This is a genomic window from Methylomonas sp. ZR1, assembly GCF_013141865.1.
Lineage (GTDB): Bacteria > Pseudomonadota > Gammaproteobacteria > Methylococcales > Methylomonadaceae > Methylomonas.
This window is the reverse complement of the sequence record NZ_RCST01000001.1, coordinates 5083577-5100309: the sequence shown is the minus strand read 5'-3', so window position 1 is coordinate 5100309 and position 16733 is coordinate 5083577. Positions and strand designations below refer to the sequence as shown.

Genomic DNA, 16733 nt, shown 5'->3' with positions numbered 1-16733 from the left:
AATATGTCTAAAACTTATGATGTAGCAGTCGTCGGCGCCACTGGCGCGGTCGGCGAAACCATGATTTCCATTTTGGAAGAACGCAATTTTCCGGTGGGCAAAGTCTATGCATTAGCCAGCGAGCGCTCGGCCGGCAAACGTATCCCGTTTAAAGACGGGTCGCTGGTGGTGGAAGATTTGGCGACCTTCGATTTCTCGAAAGTGCAGATCGGCTTATTTTCTCCCGGCGCGTCAGTGTCTGCGGAGTATGCGCCCAAAGCCGCCGCGGCCGGCTGTGTGGTGATCGACAACACCTCGCAATTTCGCTACGACGACGACATTCCGCTGGTGGTGCCGGAAGTCAATCCGGAAAAAGTTGCCGACTACAAAAATCGCGGCATTATCGCCAACCCCAATTGCTCGACCATCCAGATGTTGGTGGCCCTGAAGCCGATCTACGATGCGGCAGGTATCAGCCGCATCAACGTTGCCACCTATCAAGCAGTGTCCGGCACGGGCAAGGAAGCGATTGAGGAATTAGCCACGCAAACCGCGAATTTGTTGAATGCCAAGCCGGTCGAGCCTAGCGTGTATCCAAAGCAAATTGCTTTCAACGTGTTGCCGCAAATCGATGTCTTCATGGATAACGGCTACACCAAGGAAGAGATGAAAATGGTCTGGGAAACTCGAAAAATCCTCGGTGATGCCGATATTCTGGTCAACCCCACAGCGGTGCGGGTGCCTGTGTTTTTTGGACATTCGGAAGCCGTGCATATTGAGACTAAAACCAAGATTTCCGCTGAGCAGGTTCGCGAGCTGTTGGCGTCTGCCCCCGGGGTAACGTTGTTGGACGAACGTGAGAACGGCGGTTATCCGACGGCGGTGACGGAATCATCCGGCAACGACGATGTATTTGTCGGCAGAATCCGCGAGGATATTTCCCATCCGACCGGCATAGATCTATGGGTAGTGAGTGATAACGTCAGAAAAGGTGCTGCGCTTAACAGTGTGCAAATAGCCGAAGTGCTGGTAAAAAGCTACATCTAGTCTACGCTTAGCTCTGTGTTTTATAGTGGGTCAGTAAGTACCGAGGTATTACAAGTGAAGGAAAGCAATGTGAGCAATTTAACTAAAGCCTTAGCGGTTGTATCGTTACTGGCACCAGTCAGTGCCCAACCCTTAGGTATCGGCGAAATTGAATTACATTCTGCCCTAAACCAAAAACTCAATGCCGAAATCAGACTCAGCGTCGCACCGGGCGAAAACCCGGCCGATGTCTCGGTAAAATTGGCCCCGCCGGAAAAATTTGACCAAGCCGGCGTAGTTTGGAATTATTTTCTGTCCAAGATCAAGTTGGAGCCGGTTGTGCAAGCAAACGGCTCCATCATCGTAAAAGTCTCCTCAAGGGAAGCGTTGACAGAGCCGTTTCTGGATTTCCTTTTGGAAGTCACTTGGCCGCAAGGCAGCATGATGCGCGAGTTCACATTGCTCATCGACCCACCGGCCGCTTATAACCAACCGGTCACGCCTGTCGTGGAAACCAGCGGTTACAGTGCCGAACCCATTGAGCCACTAGAGCACCCGGTCAAGAGAACTAGAACCGCACCAAAGCGAGCAGTGCGAGCCGCCCCTGCCGACAACATTACGCCAGAAACACCCACTAGCGGCGAATTCGGCCCTATCCAAAAATCGGATACTTTATGGAGTATCGCCACCCAAGTGGGCCAGGAAAAGAACATTCCGACCCAGAAAATGTTGACCGCTTTGTACAGAGCCAATCCGGACGCATTTAACAACGGCAATATCAATTCGCTGAAAGAAGGCGCCACCTTAAAGATTCCTGAGCCGGATGCAATTATGAATCCGGCGCAAAGACAAGCGCAAAATGAGCGAAAAGCCGCCAATAAGCAGGTCAAACCCGAGACCGCACAAGCAGAAACCACCAAGAAAGCGCTCGAATTGGTAGCACCTACCGAAGCGAAGGCCGCCGGCACGGGTTCAACAAAAACCGAACAAAATTCGGCTGCGTCAGCTAATCCTGCTTTAAATAGTGCTGCCGATCAAGCCAGCGAAGGGAAAGACCTGGAGTTACAAGCTCGCATCGAAAAGCTCGAGCAACAACTAGGCATGATGCAGCAATTGCTGGCCTTAAAAGATCAGCAACTAGCCACTTTACAAAACAATAAACCAGCAACAGCCGAGCCGAGCCCTCAGACCACGCAACCGGCGCCTCAGCCACCCGTTGCCAGCCCCGAGGCCCCAGCTCCGGCAGTAACGCCGACTCCGACTCCGCAACCATCGGTTTCCGAACCTGCAGTGGTGACACCACCGGCGCCCAAGCCTATTGTTCCACCCGCACCCAAAGTCACCCCACCGCCACCTCCACCGGTTGTTGCAGAAGACGAAGGTTTATTTGGCTCGGATGCTTATTACTGGGTTGCCGGCACCTTAGGCACTGGTATTTTGGGCTTGCTGGGCTGGTTGTTATGGCGCAAACGTAAAATCGACGAACGCACCAACACTGAAAGCATGTTCGCATCGGCCAGTCAAATTCGGCTGCCCGATTCTGAGAGCAGCCTTTCCGTGCCGATTATGGACATCAGCAGTACCGATGAATACGACGTCGGCACTGTAGGTGAAAGTTCGTTTATCAGCGACTTTACTCCTAGCGATTTCGATGCCTTCGACACCGATCAAAATGAAGTTGATCCGATCTCGGAAGCCGACGTGTACTTGGCGTATGGCCGCTATCAACAAGCGGAAGAACTGATCCGCCATGCAATAAGCGAACAGCCTAACCGCGACGAATGCAAACTGAAATTACTGGAAATCTATTACGCCAGTGAAAACAAAGACGGCTTTGCCGGTTATGCGCAAGAACTGGCCGACGCCGGCAAACAAGCCGATAAGCCATTCTGGAAAAAAGTCACGGATATGGCTAAAGAAATCGTCCCCGATTTAGCCTTGTTTGGCGGCAGTTTTGCCGCTACCACAGCGCCTATCAGCAAAGACGATACTAGTGTTAGCGCAGCGAGTTCCACCGCGGCTGATACGGAAATTATCGATTTGGATAAGGGCTTTGCGCAGCTCGACGACGATTTGTCGGATCTGAATATCGATAAAGATTTGGCGCTCGAAGACAACAGACTGGATTTTGATTTGGGAAGTTTCGGCGGCAGCGCCAGGTCACCGCTTGAAAGCAAGCAAACCGATGCAAATATCGAAAGTATTGATTTCGATCAGCCACCTGCTTCTAAATCTGCGGCGAAGACTATCGAAACCACGGAAAGTGCCGCAGTTTCCAGCAACGATGACATAGAATCGTTCGACTTCGACTTTGCGCTAGATTCTGACTCGGAAAAAACTGAAGCGGATTCGGCTGCTTTGGCGCTTGAATCTTTGGATTTTGCCAGTTTTGCCGAAATTGCTGCGGATACTGAATCCGAAACGACTGACAACAAAGAGGAGATGGAAACAAAATCTCCTAACTCGATGGATGCTTTGGAAAGTTTCGATTTTAACTTCGATGTCGACAATGCAACTCCGGAAGCAACTGCGGATAAATCTAACGAGGATGCCGCAAAAGCCGAGATATCAACAGATATAGAATCATTCGACTTTAGCGATTTCGATGGCATAAAAAAGACTGCTTCAGACCTTACGGACGGCAGCAAAGAAGCGTTAGCGGACACAGACAGTTTCGATTTCGACTTCGACAGCATCACCTCCAAAGCACAAACTGACGATAGCCTAAGCATCGAACCTGAACTGAATTTAGAATCGCAGTTGAAACTGGAAACATTCGATTTTTCCGATTTTGACAATATCACCCCGAAATCAGCCCAATCTTCAGATCAGGTTTTGGAAACATCTGTGCAACCGAGCGGCGAGTTCGATTTTAACTTCGACTTTGACACGCCAATCATCAGCACTACAGACACCGACGAGTTTGAGTTGGGGGTTTCCGATTTGACCGATATGGACGAATTCGAAACCAAAATCGATTTGGCGAAAGCCTATATCGATATGGGCGACACCGAGGCGGCAAAATTGATAGCCGAGGATGTCTTGTCCAAAGGCTCAAAACAACAACAACAAGCCGCACAGGCTTTACTTGACGAACTTAAATAAGCATCGATTGCAGCAGCCGATTCGTCTAAATTGTTAGATCCCGCTTTTTGGAAAAATCGGTAGCGGCTCAGTTATTTCATAGGCCGTTTAGCACAAGCGTTTTATTCCCAAACTATCGCCGGCCTAATCAGAACTCGGCAACATCGCTCACCCAACCAAGCTGCTACAGCCGGGCATTTTCAGCACAATGCCAGTTTCCACAATAGTTTGCACTAGCGCGTAGCCTGCATTTGCAGACCAGCCGAGAGCAGCTTCCAACACCAAATTGATGCTATGCTGGCGCATTACCGCAATTTAGAAGCCATCCGCCACATCAGACATGCCCCGTATCGTTATATCTACCCTCAACGCCCGATACATTCACACTGCTTTTGGCTTACGCTATCTCTACGCCAACATGGGCACGTTGCAAACAGACACGGTCTTATTAGAATTCGGCATCCAGCAGCGCCCAATCGAAATTGTCGAAAAACTACTGCAACAACAAGCGCGGATTATCGGCCTTGGCGTTTATATCTGGAATGTGGCGGAAATCAGCGCCGTGATAGCCATCCTGAAACAAGTCGCACCGGACATTATCATCGTACTTGGCGGGCCGGAAGTCAGTCATCCGCCCGATTTACCAAGCATTGCCGAATCGGCGGACTATGTCGTCACCGGTAACGGCGAATTAAGTTTTCCGCAATTATGCCGGCAGTTGCTGTCAGGATTTAAACCAACCGAAAAAATCGTGGCTGGCGAGATGGCCGCATTGGACACCCTGGCGTCGCCATATCCACACTATACGGAAACCGACATCCGTCAACGGATTATCTACGTGGAAGCATCGCGCGGCTGTCCGTTCAAATGCGAATTTTGCCTGTCGTCGCTGGACACTACCGCCAAACCGTTCAACTTAAACGGCTTTTTGCGCGAAATGGAAATTCTATACCGGCGCGGTGCACGACACTTTAAGTTCATCGACCGCACCTTCAATCTAAAAGTAGACAACAGCGTTGCTATCCTTGAGTTTTTTTTGGCTCGCTTGAGCGAAGATCTATATTTGCACTTTGAAGTGATTCCGGACAATTTGCCTGAACGTCTGAAGCAGGCCATCAGCCAATTTCCGCCCGGTGTACTGCAATTTGAAGTGGGTGTGCAAACCTTTGATCCTGCCATCCAACATCTGATCAGCCGCAAACAGGATAACCAGAAAACCGAAGCCAATTTAAGCTGGCTCCGGCAACATTCCAACGCCCATATTCATGCCGATTTAATTGCCGGCCTGCCTGGCGACACTCTTGCCGGCTTCGGTGCCAGTTTCGATAAGTTGTTTGCGCTGAATCCCCAAGAAATTCAGGTCGGGATTTTAAAACGTCTGCGCGGCGCACCAATCAACCGACACAATGAAGCGTACCAGCTACGTTATGACCCGCAGCCACCCTACGCCATTCTCAGCACGCGAGATATAAGTTTTACTGACTTGCAACGTATTACGCGATTCGCCCGCTTTTGGGATTTGATCGGCAACTCCGGCCGGTTTGCCGCAAGTTTGCCGCTCATTGTCGCCGAACAACCGTTTACCCGCTTTTTACAATTTAGCGATGCGCTATACGCCTTAACGGACAGTACCTGGCAAATTGCTTTGAAACGCTTATTCGAATTAACCTACTCGGTCATGACTGACACACTATTTGTACCGCCAGCCGAAGCGATGGCAGCGTTAGACGAGGACTATCGAAGGAGCGGCGAAAAAAGTCGGCCGGCGTTCTTACAACAAGCCGCAACAGTGTTCGCGACGAAGCGCGGTGTGGCGAATAAACGGCAAACTCAACACCTATAAACTTGCTTGAGCTTGAATAACATGAAGAGGGCATCAAAAGTCATTGAGCTCAGTCATCCGCGCCCGGCAACGGTCGCACGGTTGCATAACCATCCCGATAACTAGGGTACAAAAAGCGGTAACCCAAGGCCTTGAGCCTGGTGTTGCGACAGCGTTTGTTTTGTGGGGCATCTGGAGCTAATGACAACGGTGAAGGCTGAGGACAAGCAAATTGTTCGGCCAACCAACTCATCACTTCCCAAAGCGGGGCCGGTTCATCGTCGGTCGCCAGATAGCAAGGCTCCAAGGCTACACCTGCGAGTTGTTTTTCCAGTAAAAATAACAACACCGCCACACAATCCTCCGAGTGAATGCGGTTGGTATAACTGGGCGGTTGCTGTTGGATGCCCTCCCCTCGCTCCGCTCGGCGTAATAACCAATCACGACCCGGTCCGTAAATCCCGGAAAAACGCACGACGCAACTGCGGTCACTCGCAATCCACAAGCGTTTCTCCGCCGCAGCCAGCCAGCGGCTCGTGGCGCTAGCCGGCTCAGTGACACTGGTTTCATCGACCCATTCGCCACGATTCTGTTCGTAAACACTGGTAGAAGACACCATCAACCAACTGAGTGATGTTTCAGCTGCCGCAAAATGCGCTAACAAATTGCGCAAACCAACATCATACAGCGCTTGATATTCCTCAGCTTGTCGACTAACGGGAGCTACGATAAATATCACCGCATCAAAGCTGCTTGGTAAAGCAACCAATGACGAGGCCAATCTTATATCGGCAATAAAAATGGGAAACGGGGTCGAGGTAGCCGGCGCGCTGCGCTTCAACCCGGTTACCTGATGCCCCTGCTGGTGCAAGCGCAAAGCCACCGGATAGCCAATATCTCCACAACCGATCACTAGTATTTTCGCCATAGTATTTACCCAAGATAATCTGCACACCGCTTATTATGGCCTGCCGCAGCAAGATAAACGCTATAAAAACCGTGTCTCGAACGCATTCGAAAATGAGCGCGCTGATTTTGGTGCGTTGCCGGATTTGCTCACAACTTTGTGTAAGCACTTATGAACAAACCGGCCTCTGTTCAATAGGCATAAAAAAACCGGGTGGAGTACTGGACTCCAACCGGCCTAAAAGCCCAATGATAGCTTGGGATTAAACGACCTGTTTACGACGACCTATATACAGAAAGCCCATCAACGCACTTGTCATAAACCATACAGAAGCGGGGAGAGGCACGCTAGTGACAGGATTTTGATTAGCGGCTGCTTTCAGATCAAATCCAAACAGAAAGCTTAAGTTGTTGGTAATCACGCCAGGTTTTACAAAGGACAACAAGAAGGTATTAGGAGCGCTCAACTCGTAATTACCGGCTTCACTAACCCAACCGCTTGCTGTCAACAGGCCCAATTTAAAAGGGCTAGCAGAGGCAAAGCTACCTACACCGTTAAAAGTGTACACAGGTGCATCAGCAGCCAGATCAGCGGTAGCAGCAAAGATACCGAAGGTGTCACTTGAAGTAAATGGGAATGCACTAGAGCCGAAGGAGATAAAATTACTATCGCCGTCAGTAGCTTCCCAAATGATGCCTGCTGAGCTTGCAGTCGAAACTGCAAACAGGCAAACAGCAAGCCAAAGTTTTAAAGATAAAAGCATTTTCATGGATTGTTCCCCATTTTCACTTACGTTAACAAACGGCTATCCTTTAGCCACCTTATACTCCGAAGCCGATATTGCATAACAACATCAGCTTTAGCAGAGTTCTGTCTGCTTACTACGAGTCTTCAACTCTCGTAAGCCGCTACTGCCGAACATTCGTTGATCGCAAGGCAATAGCTCAAAATGGTTAATCCCTGAAACAGAGATCAAGTTCAATAGATGAATTGATATATTCAAACGACTTTACTGAAACGGCGCTTTTTACAAAGGCATGGCAACCACTTGAATAACCTGGCTACATAGGGTGCATACCCCTTCGGCTTTCTCCCTAGACTTATCCCTATACAACGGCATAAACCACTGAATGCAAGCCCCGCTACCCACCACCAATCGCCCCCAACTCTACCGCGCAATATAATGCGCCACAATCCATTGCTAAGACAGAAACGCCTTCCATCTTTATGAATAGTCGTGCATCTGTCGGACAAATCGGTTGTTCAAGGCTAAAAACCGCAATTAGAAATTGGGTATGCCGAGATTCTACAGCCGGCAACTTAATCCTTTATTAACAAAATATTAAGTTTTGATTAAAGCCTTTAACGAACGATGCCTTGCTGGCTGGGCTACCACCTTGTAAGACCAACTATTGAAGTTCATCAGCGTGCCAGACTGGCAAGAATCATGGCCGCTACAAAACTCATAATGAAGATAGCGGATGCGCAAAAAATAAGCGCGCACGGGAAAACTATTTCAAAACGCTATCAGCGTTGAGCGCACATGGGATTTGGATTTGCAAAAAACTATGCCTCATGTCCAGACTTTAAACCGGCGTTTGATACAACGATTGCGAGAGCTTTGGTCAGCCAAAAGCAGTTCGTAACGGCTGTTATGGCGTCCCGGAGACGATTCGAACGTCCGACCTGTCCCTTAGGAGGGGACCGCTCTATCCTGCTGAGCTACCGGGACCTTAGAGGGTGATTTTACCACAGGCCAGAAGACTAGGCTTTCTGTTTTCTAATCTCCACGCGCTCAAGTGAAGTGATGAAATAGGACAGCTTGGATTGGCTTTTTGCAGACAGATTTTCGAATAATCCGCCGATTTGCACTTTGGCTGATGCCGCCGACACCGGCTTTACAAAGCGTACGGACAGATCAAAATCCATAACATAATCTTCAAAGGTGATTTGGCAGTTTTTGACGGTATCGCCGCGCTGAACCCGCGCCCTATTAACGGGAACGGTAATCCCCGCTCCGCCTCTGGATAAATCGAACAGACTACCTCCAACCGAAATACCCGTGCGCTGCACAACGCCGGAAAACGGAATATCGATACTGCTAATTTCCAGACGAGGGGTGCGTCGCCGCTGGGGATAAAACACGCGATCAGGGAACGGGGCTTTGTAGTAATTGATTCCCCTTGAATGACCGACTTCGATTCCCGCCAGATTAAACGATAAATGAATACCCTTATGAAAGGTAGAGAGTTTCAGCGAGCGATTAAGCAACAGAAAATCGTTACCGTATTTAGGCATCAGTTCGTCGAGGATAATGACCTTCTTATCCAGTTTGACTGCCAATATTGAAGAACTAAAGTCCTCGCCCTCAACCTGAACGGTACATAGCGGCGAACTATTTTCAATTTCCCCCAGTAATTTGGCAATCTTGTCGGAATCGGTAATAAAGTTGGGGTTCTCAAAACTCAATAGCTCGTCATCGTCATCGTGAGCGGGCTCCGTCGGCAACGGTTTTGAAAATAAATGCTTGAGTTTTCGCAGCATATAAGCGACCTGTCTGGTTATTCGTCGCTCAGTCTACACCGAAATTAATGTATGCGAAAACAGCTCGTTGCGGGTAACGCCATCAGGCCCATAGGTAGCAGCTAACGGCGACTTGCCTCTTAAGATTTGCAGTGATCTTTGCGTATGTCGACTCAATAACGCAATGCTGGCACCGTTTTGTTCGTTAATTGTACGACAGGTTTGGGAGAGCCTAACGATGTGATTCCAATAATTCCAGGACTCGGAAATATTGATACCGGCGGATTTAGCTTTGACCAGATAGGCTTTCATGCCATCGTTACTCACCACCAGTTGCTCGGTGGCGAGTACCTGCCCAAGTTGCTTGGTGAATTGCTCAAGCTGGGCAACCAGATCTTTTTTGTGGGTAGCGATTGCCGATATGGCATCCGCATCGGTTTTTTGTTTCAGGTTTGCGGCTTCGGCGTTCAGCAGCTCGTGCAAACTTTGCGTTGCTTTTAAACCGTTATTTAGTAGTTTTTCGGTGATTTGATAAGTTTTCTCTATCATGACGTCATGTGCTATTGGTTAGTTGACCTTCAAATTGCAACATTTTCTCGGCAACGCGCTCGGCGTTGACTTGATAGCTGCCGTCCTGCACAGCGGCTTTTATGGCCGCCACACGGTCTTCGTTCACCACGGGGGCGGTAGCGCTTGCAGCAGTTGCCGATTTAATGTCCAGAGCGGTCGCTGTGATGTTGACTGTGTCCGTGGAGGCGCCGCTGACGGGCTTCTCTTTAAGTTCGGCCGAGTCCTTAACCGCTGGTTTTGCCGGTAGCGGTGTGCTAACAGATTTGCTGGTGATAGGGTCGATAGCCATGACGGTATTCCTAAATTAGTTTTATCTGTAGCATTTAGCGGCATCATCATAAATTCCTTTAACGCTTTATCAAAAATAAACCGATACCTGACCGGAATCCACCACGGTGGCCTGGATTACCCGTTGCGAAGACAAGTTTTTTACATTGATTTTCTGACCTTTTGCACCATCCGCCATCGCCGTGCCGACCGCGCTAATCAGCACTCCGGCCTTGCCCGATTGAATATTCACCCGCTCGCCCCGCTTGACCAACGTCAACTCGGTAACGTGCAGCTTACTCAACACACTTCCGGCGGGAATATTACGTACCGCCTGCTTATCAACGACATCATCCAAGTCAGTCAGATAACCTTGTTGCAACAAGCCAATATCGCGAGTTTCCGCAGTCAAATACTCGGCACGAATCACATCATTGCGCTGTAATGAACGATTCAGGACCAGTACGTCTTTAAACGACCTTACCGATACCATGCTGTAAATCGTCCAGCCTCTTTCGCCTTGGCATCGCACCCCCACCGTATTCCTGCCCGGCTTTATTTCGCCGGATTGTGTAAATACTTGTAATGGTTGTTCGCACTGCGGCAATTGCAAACGCGGATCAATTTGCGCGCCGCCTATTTCGTACTTGCCGCCTGGAGCAAGATTGGTGCTGATGTATTGGTTAACCGCATCCTGGATTAACGGCACCGACTGCATCGGCCCCGCTAACGCTGTTTCGCAGACCAACAGCCAAATCACTCTCAAATTTTTGATCTTCATTGCAGTCGCCATTTTTTTGACTTTTGCAAGAATACAGCACGAAACATACCAGTAATTTTATAAAGTAAAAAAAAGCAAAGTGTCTATAATTGCAAGCAGTATATTTCAGGGGGTTTTATGGCCGGAGTCTTAGACGGAGTCGATCAGCGCACCAAACTGGCGGGGCACAACAGATTCGAACTCTTGTTGTTTAAACTTGTTAGTAAACAACGCTTTGGGATTAATGTTTTCAAAGTTCAGGAAGTGATTCAATGCCCGCCCTTAACGCAAATTCCCAATTCGCATTCGGTGATTTGCGGCGTTGCTCACCTGCGCGGTAAAACCATTCCCGTACTCGATTTGTCGATGGCTATCGGCATGAGACCCTTGGTCCGCGACGCCGGCTGCTACGTCATCGTCACCGAATACAACCGTTCCATTCAAGGCTTTCTGGTCGGCTCGGTAGACCGGATCATTAATATCGGTTGGGAACAAGTAAAAGCCCCACCTACCGGCACCGGCAAAGAAAGCTATCTAACCGCAGTGACTGAAATCGACGGTGAGCTGATAGAGGTGATTGACGTCGAAAAAGTGATGAAAGAAGTCATCGGCGGCCGCGAAGAAGCTTCTGCAGAAATCATTGACATGGAAGTAACCAGCAAAAACGATCATATCTTGGTAGTGGACGATTCATCGGTGGCCAGGAACCAAGTTAAACGGGTCTGCCAGCAAATCGGCATCGAATGTACGCTGCTAAAAGACGGCCAAGAAGCCTGGGATCATTTAAACGCGCTGGTGGCCGACGGCATCGATATTCAGGACAAATACTCGATGATCATTTCCGATGTAGAAATGCCGCGCATGGACGGCTATACCCTAGCTACCAAAATCAAGGCCGACCCCAACATGAAAAAAATCTATTTGATTTTGCATACTTCATTAAGCGGCGTGTTTAACACATCAATGGTCCAAAAAGTCGGCGCTAACGAATTTCTGGCCAAATTTGACCCAGACTCGTTGATGAATTCCATTCAGCATCAGCTCAAACTTTATCATGCAGCCCATTCCTGACCGATACTCGAGACGCCGTCCAGCCGCAAAGCTTAGACATGTTGAACCAGGCTGAACCGGGTAGTCCGGCGGGTAAAATTATCGACATTTCCGCCGCGGAGTACCAAACCATACAACAATTCCTCAGCCAGAGCTGCGGCATCGAGTTGGGCGACAGCAAACAATACCTGGTAAAAAGCCGATTATTGCCCTTGATGGGCAAATTTGAATTCACAAGTTTCGCTGAACTAGCCAATAGCCTGCAATCCGCGTCATTTTCCGCGCAAAAAATCAAAAGCGCCGTCATCGACGCGATGACCACCAACGAAACTTTCTGGTTTCGCGACGAACGGCAATTCGTCGAACTCAAAGACCAAGTCCTACCCAACTTGCTAAATCGCAAAAACGGCAACATCAGAGTTTGGTCCGCCGCGTGCTCATCCGGCCAGGAACCCTACTCGATAGGCATCTGCGCCCTGGAAGCCATCAGAGCCTCCAGCAAATCCCGCTCCGTGCAAATTATCGGCACGGACATCTCGGAAGCTATCCTCGAAGAAGCCAAGCGAGCGGTTTATTCAGAAGCCGCACTATCTCGCGGCCTGGATAGCGCGGCAAAAGCCCGGTATTTCCACAAAAATTACGACGGCTACTTACTTAGCCCGGAAGTCAGCCAGCTCGTGCGTTTTCAACAATTCAACCTGCTCAAATCGTTCACTGCCTTGGGCCGTTTTGACCTGATCTTCTGTCGCAACGTCCTGATCTATTTCTCCGATCAAGTTAAACGCGACATCCTCTCCCGTATGGCTGACAGCCTGGAACCCGGCGGCTATCTGTTTCTAAGCAGTACCGAAGCGATGCCGACAGGCTTAAACAGCTTTGAATTGGTTCGCTCCGGCTTAACCAGCTACTTCAAAAAAGTCGGTTAAGTCGCTCGTCAGTTTATTGACGACTTAACACAACGGCAGCATTTTGCCGCCCCGCCCGAAACACTGTTTTTTGACACTCTCGCCATCCCTCAAATCCGCTACACAAATGAAATAACAGCACATTTATTTTATGGCACATATACTGCTTTAAGGTTTAAAAAACCCAAAGGTGGCAATTATGGCTATTAATTTCGACAGTGCCTTAGGCATTCATCCGCAAGCATTAGCGTTGCGCGAAAAGCGCAGCGAGATTCTGGCGTCAAACCTGGCCAACGCCGACACGCCCGATTACAAAGCCCGCGATCTGGACTTCAAGTCGGTGTTTCAACAAACCCTGGCCGGGGCAGGATCAGAGCTGAAACGCAGCCAGCAAGGCCATCTGTCTAGCCAGAATAATGTACTCGGCGCAGACCTGCTGTACCGCAATCCGCAACAAGCCTCGCTGGACGGCAATACCGTCGAATCGCACATCGAACAAGCCAAATACGCAGAAAACGCCGTGCAGTACGAAGCCAGCTTACGGTTTATCAACAACAAGTTTTCCGGCCTGATGTCGGCCATTAAAGGAGAATAACCATGTCTGCATTTCGCATCTTCGACGTCGCCGGCAGCGGTATGAACGCGCAAAACCTGAGACTCAATCTGGTCGCCAGCAATATTTCCAACGCCAACAGCGTCAGCAGCAGCATTGATCAGGTCTACAAATCCCGTCAACCGGTGTTTGCCGCCGAACTGAAAAATGCAATGGACAAGAACAGCACCGCCAGCGGCGTCAACGTGCTGGGCGTCGTCGAAAACCAAGCGCCGCCGGTGATGGAATATGCCCCCAATCATCCGTTGGCGGACGCGACCGGCTACATCTATAAATCCAACGTCAACACCGTGGAAGAAATGGCCAATATGATGTCCGCTTCCCGCTCCTACGAAAACAATGTAGAGGTGTTGAATACTGCTAAAAACCTGATTTTGCAAACCCTGAAAATGGGACAGTGAGGCATTTATGACCAGCGCAATAGACACCTTTAAAAGTCTCGGCTTGGCCACTACCAGCTCCGACACATCAAGCGGCGTAAAAAAACAAAGCTTGGGGCAAGACCAGTTTCTGAAACTGCTGACCACGCAAATGACGCATCAAGACCCGATGAAGCCCATGGACAACGGCGAATTTCTTGGCCAGATGGCGCAATTCAGCACCGTATCGGGTATTCAAGATCTACAGGCTTCGTTCAAAGAGTTTGCCAGCTCGCTCAGCTCAGACCAAGCCCTGCAAGCAGCCGGCTTGGTTGGCCGCCATGTTTCGGCACCCTCCAAGGAAGCATTGCTGGGTGCCGGCGGCAGCGTCTCGGGCGATTTCGAAATGCCCAGCAGCTCGCCGAATGTCAGCGTGAAAATCATAGACCCGCAAACCGGCGCCACCATCAGAGAAATCGATATGGGCGCACAGTCGGCGGGCACTACCACCTTCGAATGGGACGGCAAAGACAGCAATAAACAATTTGCCGACCCTGGCGTCTACAAAATTCAAGCGGAAGCCAAAATTGACGGCGTCAATACGGTATTAGCCACCAATATTAAATCGCTGGTGAAAAGCGTGACGATGGGCAGCGGCAGCAGCGGCCTGCAAGTCAATCTGGACGGCGTCGGCACCGTAAAATTCAGTCAAATTAAACAAATCTTGTGAAGGAGAAGGCATCATGGCTTTTACAACAGCATTAAGCGGCTTAAACGCCGCATCCAACAATCTGGCGGTGACCGGCAATAACATTGCCAACGCCAACACCGTAGGCTTTAAAAAGTCGCGCTCGGAATTTGCCGACGTTTACGCCTCCAGTCTGGGCGGAGTCAGCAACACCACGGCCGGCGCCGGCGTCAGAGTTGCCAACGTCGCCCAACAATTCAACCAAGGCAGCTTGTCGTTCACCGACAACAATCTGGATTTGGCGATCAGCGGCGAAGGCTTCTTTACCATGGCCAAAAGCCCAACAGAAACCAATGACATCACTTATACCCGGTCCGGCGAATTCAAACTGGACAAGGACGGCTATCTGGTTAACAACCAAGGCAAATCACTGATGGTATATAAACCCAACGGCACTGCAGTCTCCGACGGCTTCAGTACCGGGGTGACGCAACCGGTGCAGATCAATACCCTCACCGGCTTACCCAGCGCCACAGACACTGTCTCTCTGGCGGTAAATCTCAACGCCAACGAAACCGTTCCCAGCGTAACTCCGTTCGACCCAACCAACAATAACTCCTACAACTCGCAAACCTCGGTGACTGTTTACGATTCGCTGGGTTCGCCGCATATTCTCTCCACCTATTATGTAAAAGGCGCCTCGACAGCCTCCACTACGAATTGGAGTGTGTATCATTTTATGGCCGAGCCAGCCACCCCAAACGCCCGAACCTCCATCAATGCCGGCACCTATGGCACGGCAGTCGCCGCCCCGGCCACGACCACCACTTTGCCGACGCCGGCCGTGATGACTTTTGATTCCTCCGGCAAATTACAATCCCCGGTGTCCGGACGCTTCGCCTTGAGTGATTACACCATACTGCCGGCGACCGGCGCGGCCCCTGTGAAGGTAGGCACCATGGACTTCTTCGGTTCCACCCAGGTTCAGGAAAAATTCAGCGTGAATACGATGACGCAAAACGGCTTACCGGCCGGACGCTTGACGGGCATTGATATTGACGACGAAGGGGTGATATTTGCCCGCTTCAGTAACGGCGGCTCGCAAACCATGGGTAAAGTGGCATTGACCCGCTTCGCCAATACCAACGGCTTGGCCAAAATCGGCGACACCGCTTGGGGACAAAGCGCCAACTCCGGGGAACCGATTCCCGGTGAGGCCGGCGCGAATAACTTCGGCCTGATTCAGGCCGGCGCGCTTGAAAGCTCGAATGTCGAGCTATCCGCGCAACTGGTCAACCTGATCGTCGCCCAACAGCATTACCAGGCCAATGCGCAAACCATCACCACCGAAAACAGCATTATGCAAACCATACTGCAGATTCGGTAATTAATGGGGAATAACCATGGACCGTAGCCTATACATTGCGATGAACGGCGCCAAGCAGACCTTGCTGGCGCAAGGCGCCAACGCCAATAATCTGGCCAACGCCCAAACCACCGGTTTCAAGGCCGATTTCGAGCAATTTCGCGCGATGCCGGCTTTCGGTCCCGGTTATCCATCAAGGGTCTATTCGATGACCGAACGCCCCGGCACCAACATGGCCAGCGGCAGCATCCATACCACCGGCCGCGACCTGGATGTCGCCATCAACGGCCAAGGCTGGATCGCGGTGCGTAATGCAGAGGGCCAGGAGGCCTATACCCGAGCCGGCGATTTGCGCCTCACCCCGGAAGGCTTACTGCAAAACGGCGCAGGACTCTCGGTGCTTGGCGAAGGCGGCGAAGCGATCACGATTCCGCCCGCCCAAAAACTGGAAATCGGTACCGACGGCACCATCTCCATCGTCCCGCAAGGCGTCAATGCCACCAATAGCGTGATTGTTGAACGGATCAAGCTGGTCAACCCCGATCCGGCCAATCTGGAAAAACGCGAAGACGGCTTGATGCACGCCAAGCAAGCCGGCGCCATACCGGCCGACGCCACTGTCACACTGATTCAAGGCTCGCTGGAATCCAGTAACGTCAATGCTTTGGCGGCGATGGTGGAAATGATAGAGCTGTCTCGAAACTTCGAATTGCAATCCAAAGTCATGAAAAACATTGATGACACATCAGGCGCCAGCGCCAAGCTGATGCAAGTGGCATAGTTTCTGCTTTACTCCTGATAAGACAAAAAATTG

General features: G+C 50.4%; 16 protein-coding genes and 1 tRNA gene. 10 read left to right on the top strand and 7 right to left on the bottom strand.

Annotated elements, in window-relative coordinates; translation table 11 throughout:
* The first annotated feature begins 3 nt into the window (after window positions 1-3).
* The 3 genes from DDY07_RS23395 to DDY07_RS23385 all read left to right on the top strand — a co-directional run bounded on the left by DDY07_RS23395 (window position 4) and on the right by DDY07_RS23385 (window position 5932).
* Window positions 4-1026 carry an aspartate-semialdehyde dehydrogenase gene (locus DDY07_RS23395; RefSeq protein WP_033159286.1) on the top strand — a complete coding sequence of 341 codons (1023 nt, stop codon included), beginning with the start codon at window positions 4-6 and terminating at the stop codon, window positions 1024-1026.
* 69 nt (window positions 1027-1095) lie between these two features.
* Window positions 1096-4110, top strand: coding sequence for a FimV/HubP family polar landmark protein (locus tag DDY07_RS24370; RefSeq protein ID WP_171697637.1), 3015 nt, complete (start codon window positions 1096-1098; stop codon window positions 4108-4110).
* Between the two features lie 319 nt (window positions 4111-4429).
* On the top strand, window positions 4430-5932 hold the full coding sequence (locus DDY07_RS23385) for a B12-binding domain-containing radical SAM protein (protein WP_171697636.1): 1503 nt from the start codon (window positions 4430-4432) through the stop codon (window positions 5930-5932).
* A 49-nt stretch (window positions 5933-5981) separates the two neighbouring features.
* Here DDY07_RS23385 and DDY07_RS23380 read toward each other — a convergent pair whose 3' ends face one another.
* The 7 genes from DDY07_RS23380 to flgA form a co-directional block, all read right to left on the bottom strand.
* On the bottom strand, window positions 5982-6839 hold the full coding sequence (locus tag DDY07_RS23380) for an SDR family oxidoreductase (RefSeq protein ID WP_171697635.1): 858 nt from the start codon (window positions 6837-6839) through the stop codon (window positions 5982-5984).
* A 241-nt stretch (window positions 6840-7080) separates the two neighbouring features.
* Window positions 7081-7587, bottom strand: a complete 507-nt coding sequence (locus tag DDY07_RS23375) for a hypothetical protein (protein WP_033159282.1) — start codon at window positions 7585-7587, stop codon at window positions 7081-7083.
* A gap of 886 nt (window positions 7588-8473) precedes the next feature.
* Window positions 8474-8550, bottom strand: a tRNA-Arg gene (locus DDY07_RS23370).
* A gap of 32 nt (window positions 8551-8582) precedes the next feature.
* Window positions 8583-9362, bottom strand: coding sequence for a flagellar brake protein (locus DDY07_RS23365; protein WP_171697634.1), 780 nt, complete (start codon window positions 9360-9362; stop codon window positions 8583-8585).
* 33 nt (window positions 9363-9395) lie between these two features.
* A complete protein-coding gene (locus DDY07_RS23360) occupies window positions 9396-9890 on the bottom strand; it encodes a flagella synthesis protein FlgN (RefSeq protein ID WP_033159270.1) in 495 nt (164 codons plus the stop codon).
* Between the two features lie 4 nt (window positions 9891-9894).
* On the bottom strand, window positions 9895-10200 hold the full coding sequence (flgM, locus tag DDY07_RS23355) for a flagellar biosynthesis anti-sigma factor FlgM (RefSeq protein ID WP_101052429.1): 306 nt from the start codon (window positions 10198-10200) through the stop codon (window positions 9895-9897).
* A gap of 69 nt (window positions 10201-10269) precedes the next feature.
* Window positions 10270-10959 (bottom strand): flagellar basal body P-ring formation chaperone FlgA, encoded by a 690-nt coding sequence (flgA, locus tag DDY07_RS23350; protein WP_171697633.1) that lies wholly within the window; start codon window positions 10957-10959, stop codon window positions 10270-10272.
* Window positions 10960-11076: 117 nt separating this feature from the next.
* Here flgA and DDY07_RS23345 point away from each other — a divergent pair, with 117 nt between their 5' ends.
* The 7 genes from DDY07_RS23345 (at window position 11077) to flgF (ending at window position 16700) form a co-directional block, all read left to right on the top strand.
* The gene (locus DDY07_RS23345) at window positions 11077-12009 is read left to right on the top strand and encodes a chemotaxis protein CheV (protein WP_020483236.1); all 933 of its coding nucleotides are present in this window, start codon (window positions 11077-11079) and stop codon (window positions 12007-12009) included.
* Between the two features lie 38 nt (window positions 12010-12047).
* Window positions 12048-12914, top strand: a complete 867-nt coding sequence (locus tag DDY07_RS23340; RefSeq protein ID WP_171697632.1) for a protein-glutamate O-methyltransferase CheR — start codon at window positions 12048-12050, stop codon at window positions 12912-12914.
* A gap of 178 nt (window positions 12915-13092) precedes the next feature.
* Window positions 13093-13488 carry a flagellar basal body rod protein FlgB gene (gene flgB, locus DDY07_RS23335; RefSeq protein WP_033159267.1) on the top strand — a complete coding sequence of 132 codons (396 nt, stop codon included), beginning with the start codon at window positions 13093-13095 and terminating at the stop codon, window positions 13486-13488.
* A gap of 2 nt (window positions 13489-13490) precedes the next feature.
* Window positions 13491-13907 (top strand): flagellar basal body rod protein FlgC, encoded by a 417-nt coding sequence (gene flgC, locus DDY07_RS23330; protein WP_033159266.1) that lies wholly within the window; start codon window positions 13491-13493, stop codon window positions 13905-13907.
* A gap of 7 nt (window positions 13908-13914) precedes the next feature.
* Window positions 13915-14595 (top strand): flagellar hook assembly protein FlgD, encoded by a 681-nt coding sequence (locus DDY07_RS23325; protein ID WP_101052426.1) that lies wholly within the window; start codon window positions 13915-13917, stop codon window positions 14593-14595.
* Window positions 14596-14608: 13 nt separating this feature from the next.
* Window positions 14609-15940, top strand: a complete 1332-nt coding sequence (gene flgE, locus DDY07_RS23320) for a flagellar hook protein FlgE (RefSeq protein ID WP_033159264.1) — start codon at window positions 14609-14611, stop codon at window positions 15938-15940.
* 16 nt (window positions 15941-15956) lie between these two features.
* Entirely contained in the window at window positions 15957-16700 is a 744-nt protein-coding gene (gene flgF / locus DDY07_RS23315) for a flagellar basal-body rod protein FlgF (protein WP_171697631.1), read from the top strand.
* Window positions 16701-16733 lie beyond the last annotated feature (33 nt).

Coding starts and splice junctions, on each gene's coding strand:
- DDY07_RS23395 (WP_033159286.1), top strand. CDS start 4: ATGTCTAAAACTTATGATGTAGCAGTCGTCGGCGCCACTGGCGCGGTC.
- DDY07_RS23385 (WP_171697636.1), top strand. CDS start 4,430: ATGCCCCGTATCGTTATATCTACCCTCAACGCCCGATACATTCACACT.
- DDY07_RS23380 (WP_171697635.1), bottom strand. CDS start 6,839: ATGGCGAAAATACTAGTGATCGGTTGTGGAGATATTGGCTATCCGGTG.
- DDY07_RS23375 (WP_033159282.1), bottom strand. CDS start 7,587: ATGAAAATGCTTTTATCTTTAAAACTTTGGCTTGCTGTTTGCCTGTTT.
- DDY07_RS23365 (WP_171697634.1), bottom strand. CDS start 9,362: ATGCTGCGAAAACTCAAGCATTTATTTTCAAAACCGTTGCCGACGGAG.
- DDY07_RS23360 (WP_033159270.1), bottom strand. CDS start 9,890: ATGATAGAGAAAACTTATCAAATCACCGAAAAACTACTAAATAACGGT.
- flgM (WP_101052429.1), bottom strand. CDS start 10,200: ATGGCTATCGACCCTATCACCAGCAAATCTGTTAGCACACCGCTACCG.
- flgA (WP_171697633.1), bottom strand. CDS start 10,959: ATGAAGATCAAAAATTTGAGAGTGATTTGGCTGTTGGTCTGCGAAACA.
- DDY07_RS23345 (WP_020483236.1), top strand. CDS start 11,077: ATGGCCGGAGTCTTAGACGGAGTCGATCAGCGCACCAAACTGGCGGGG.
- DDY07_RS23340 (WP_171697632.1), top strand. CDS start 12,048: ATGTTGAACCAGGCTGAACCGGGTAGTCCGGCGGGTAAAATTATCGAC.
- flgB (WP_033159267.1), top strand. CDS start 13,093: ATGGCTATTAATTTCGACAGTGCCTTAGGCATTCATCCGCAAGCATTA.
- flgC (WP_033159266.1), top strand. CDS start 13,491: ATGTCTGCATTTCGCATCTTCGACGTCGCCGGCAGCGGTATGAACGCG.
- DDY07_RS23325 (WP_101052426.1), top strand. CDS start 13,915: ATGACCAGCGCAATAGACACCTTTAAAAGTCTCGGCTTGGCCACTACC.
- flgE (WP_033159264.1), top strand. CDS start 14,609: ATGGCTTTTACAACAGCATTAAGCGGCTTAAACGCCGCATCCAACAAT.
- flgF (WP_171697631.1), top strand. CDS start 15,957: ATGGACCGTAGCCTATACATTGCGATGAACGGCGCCAAGCAGACCTTG.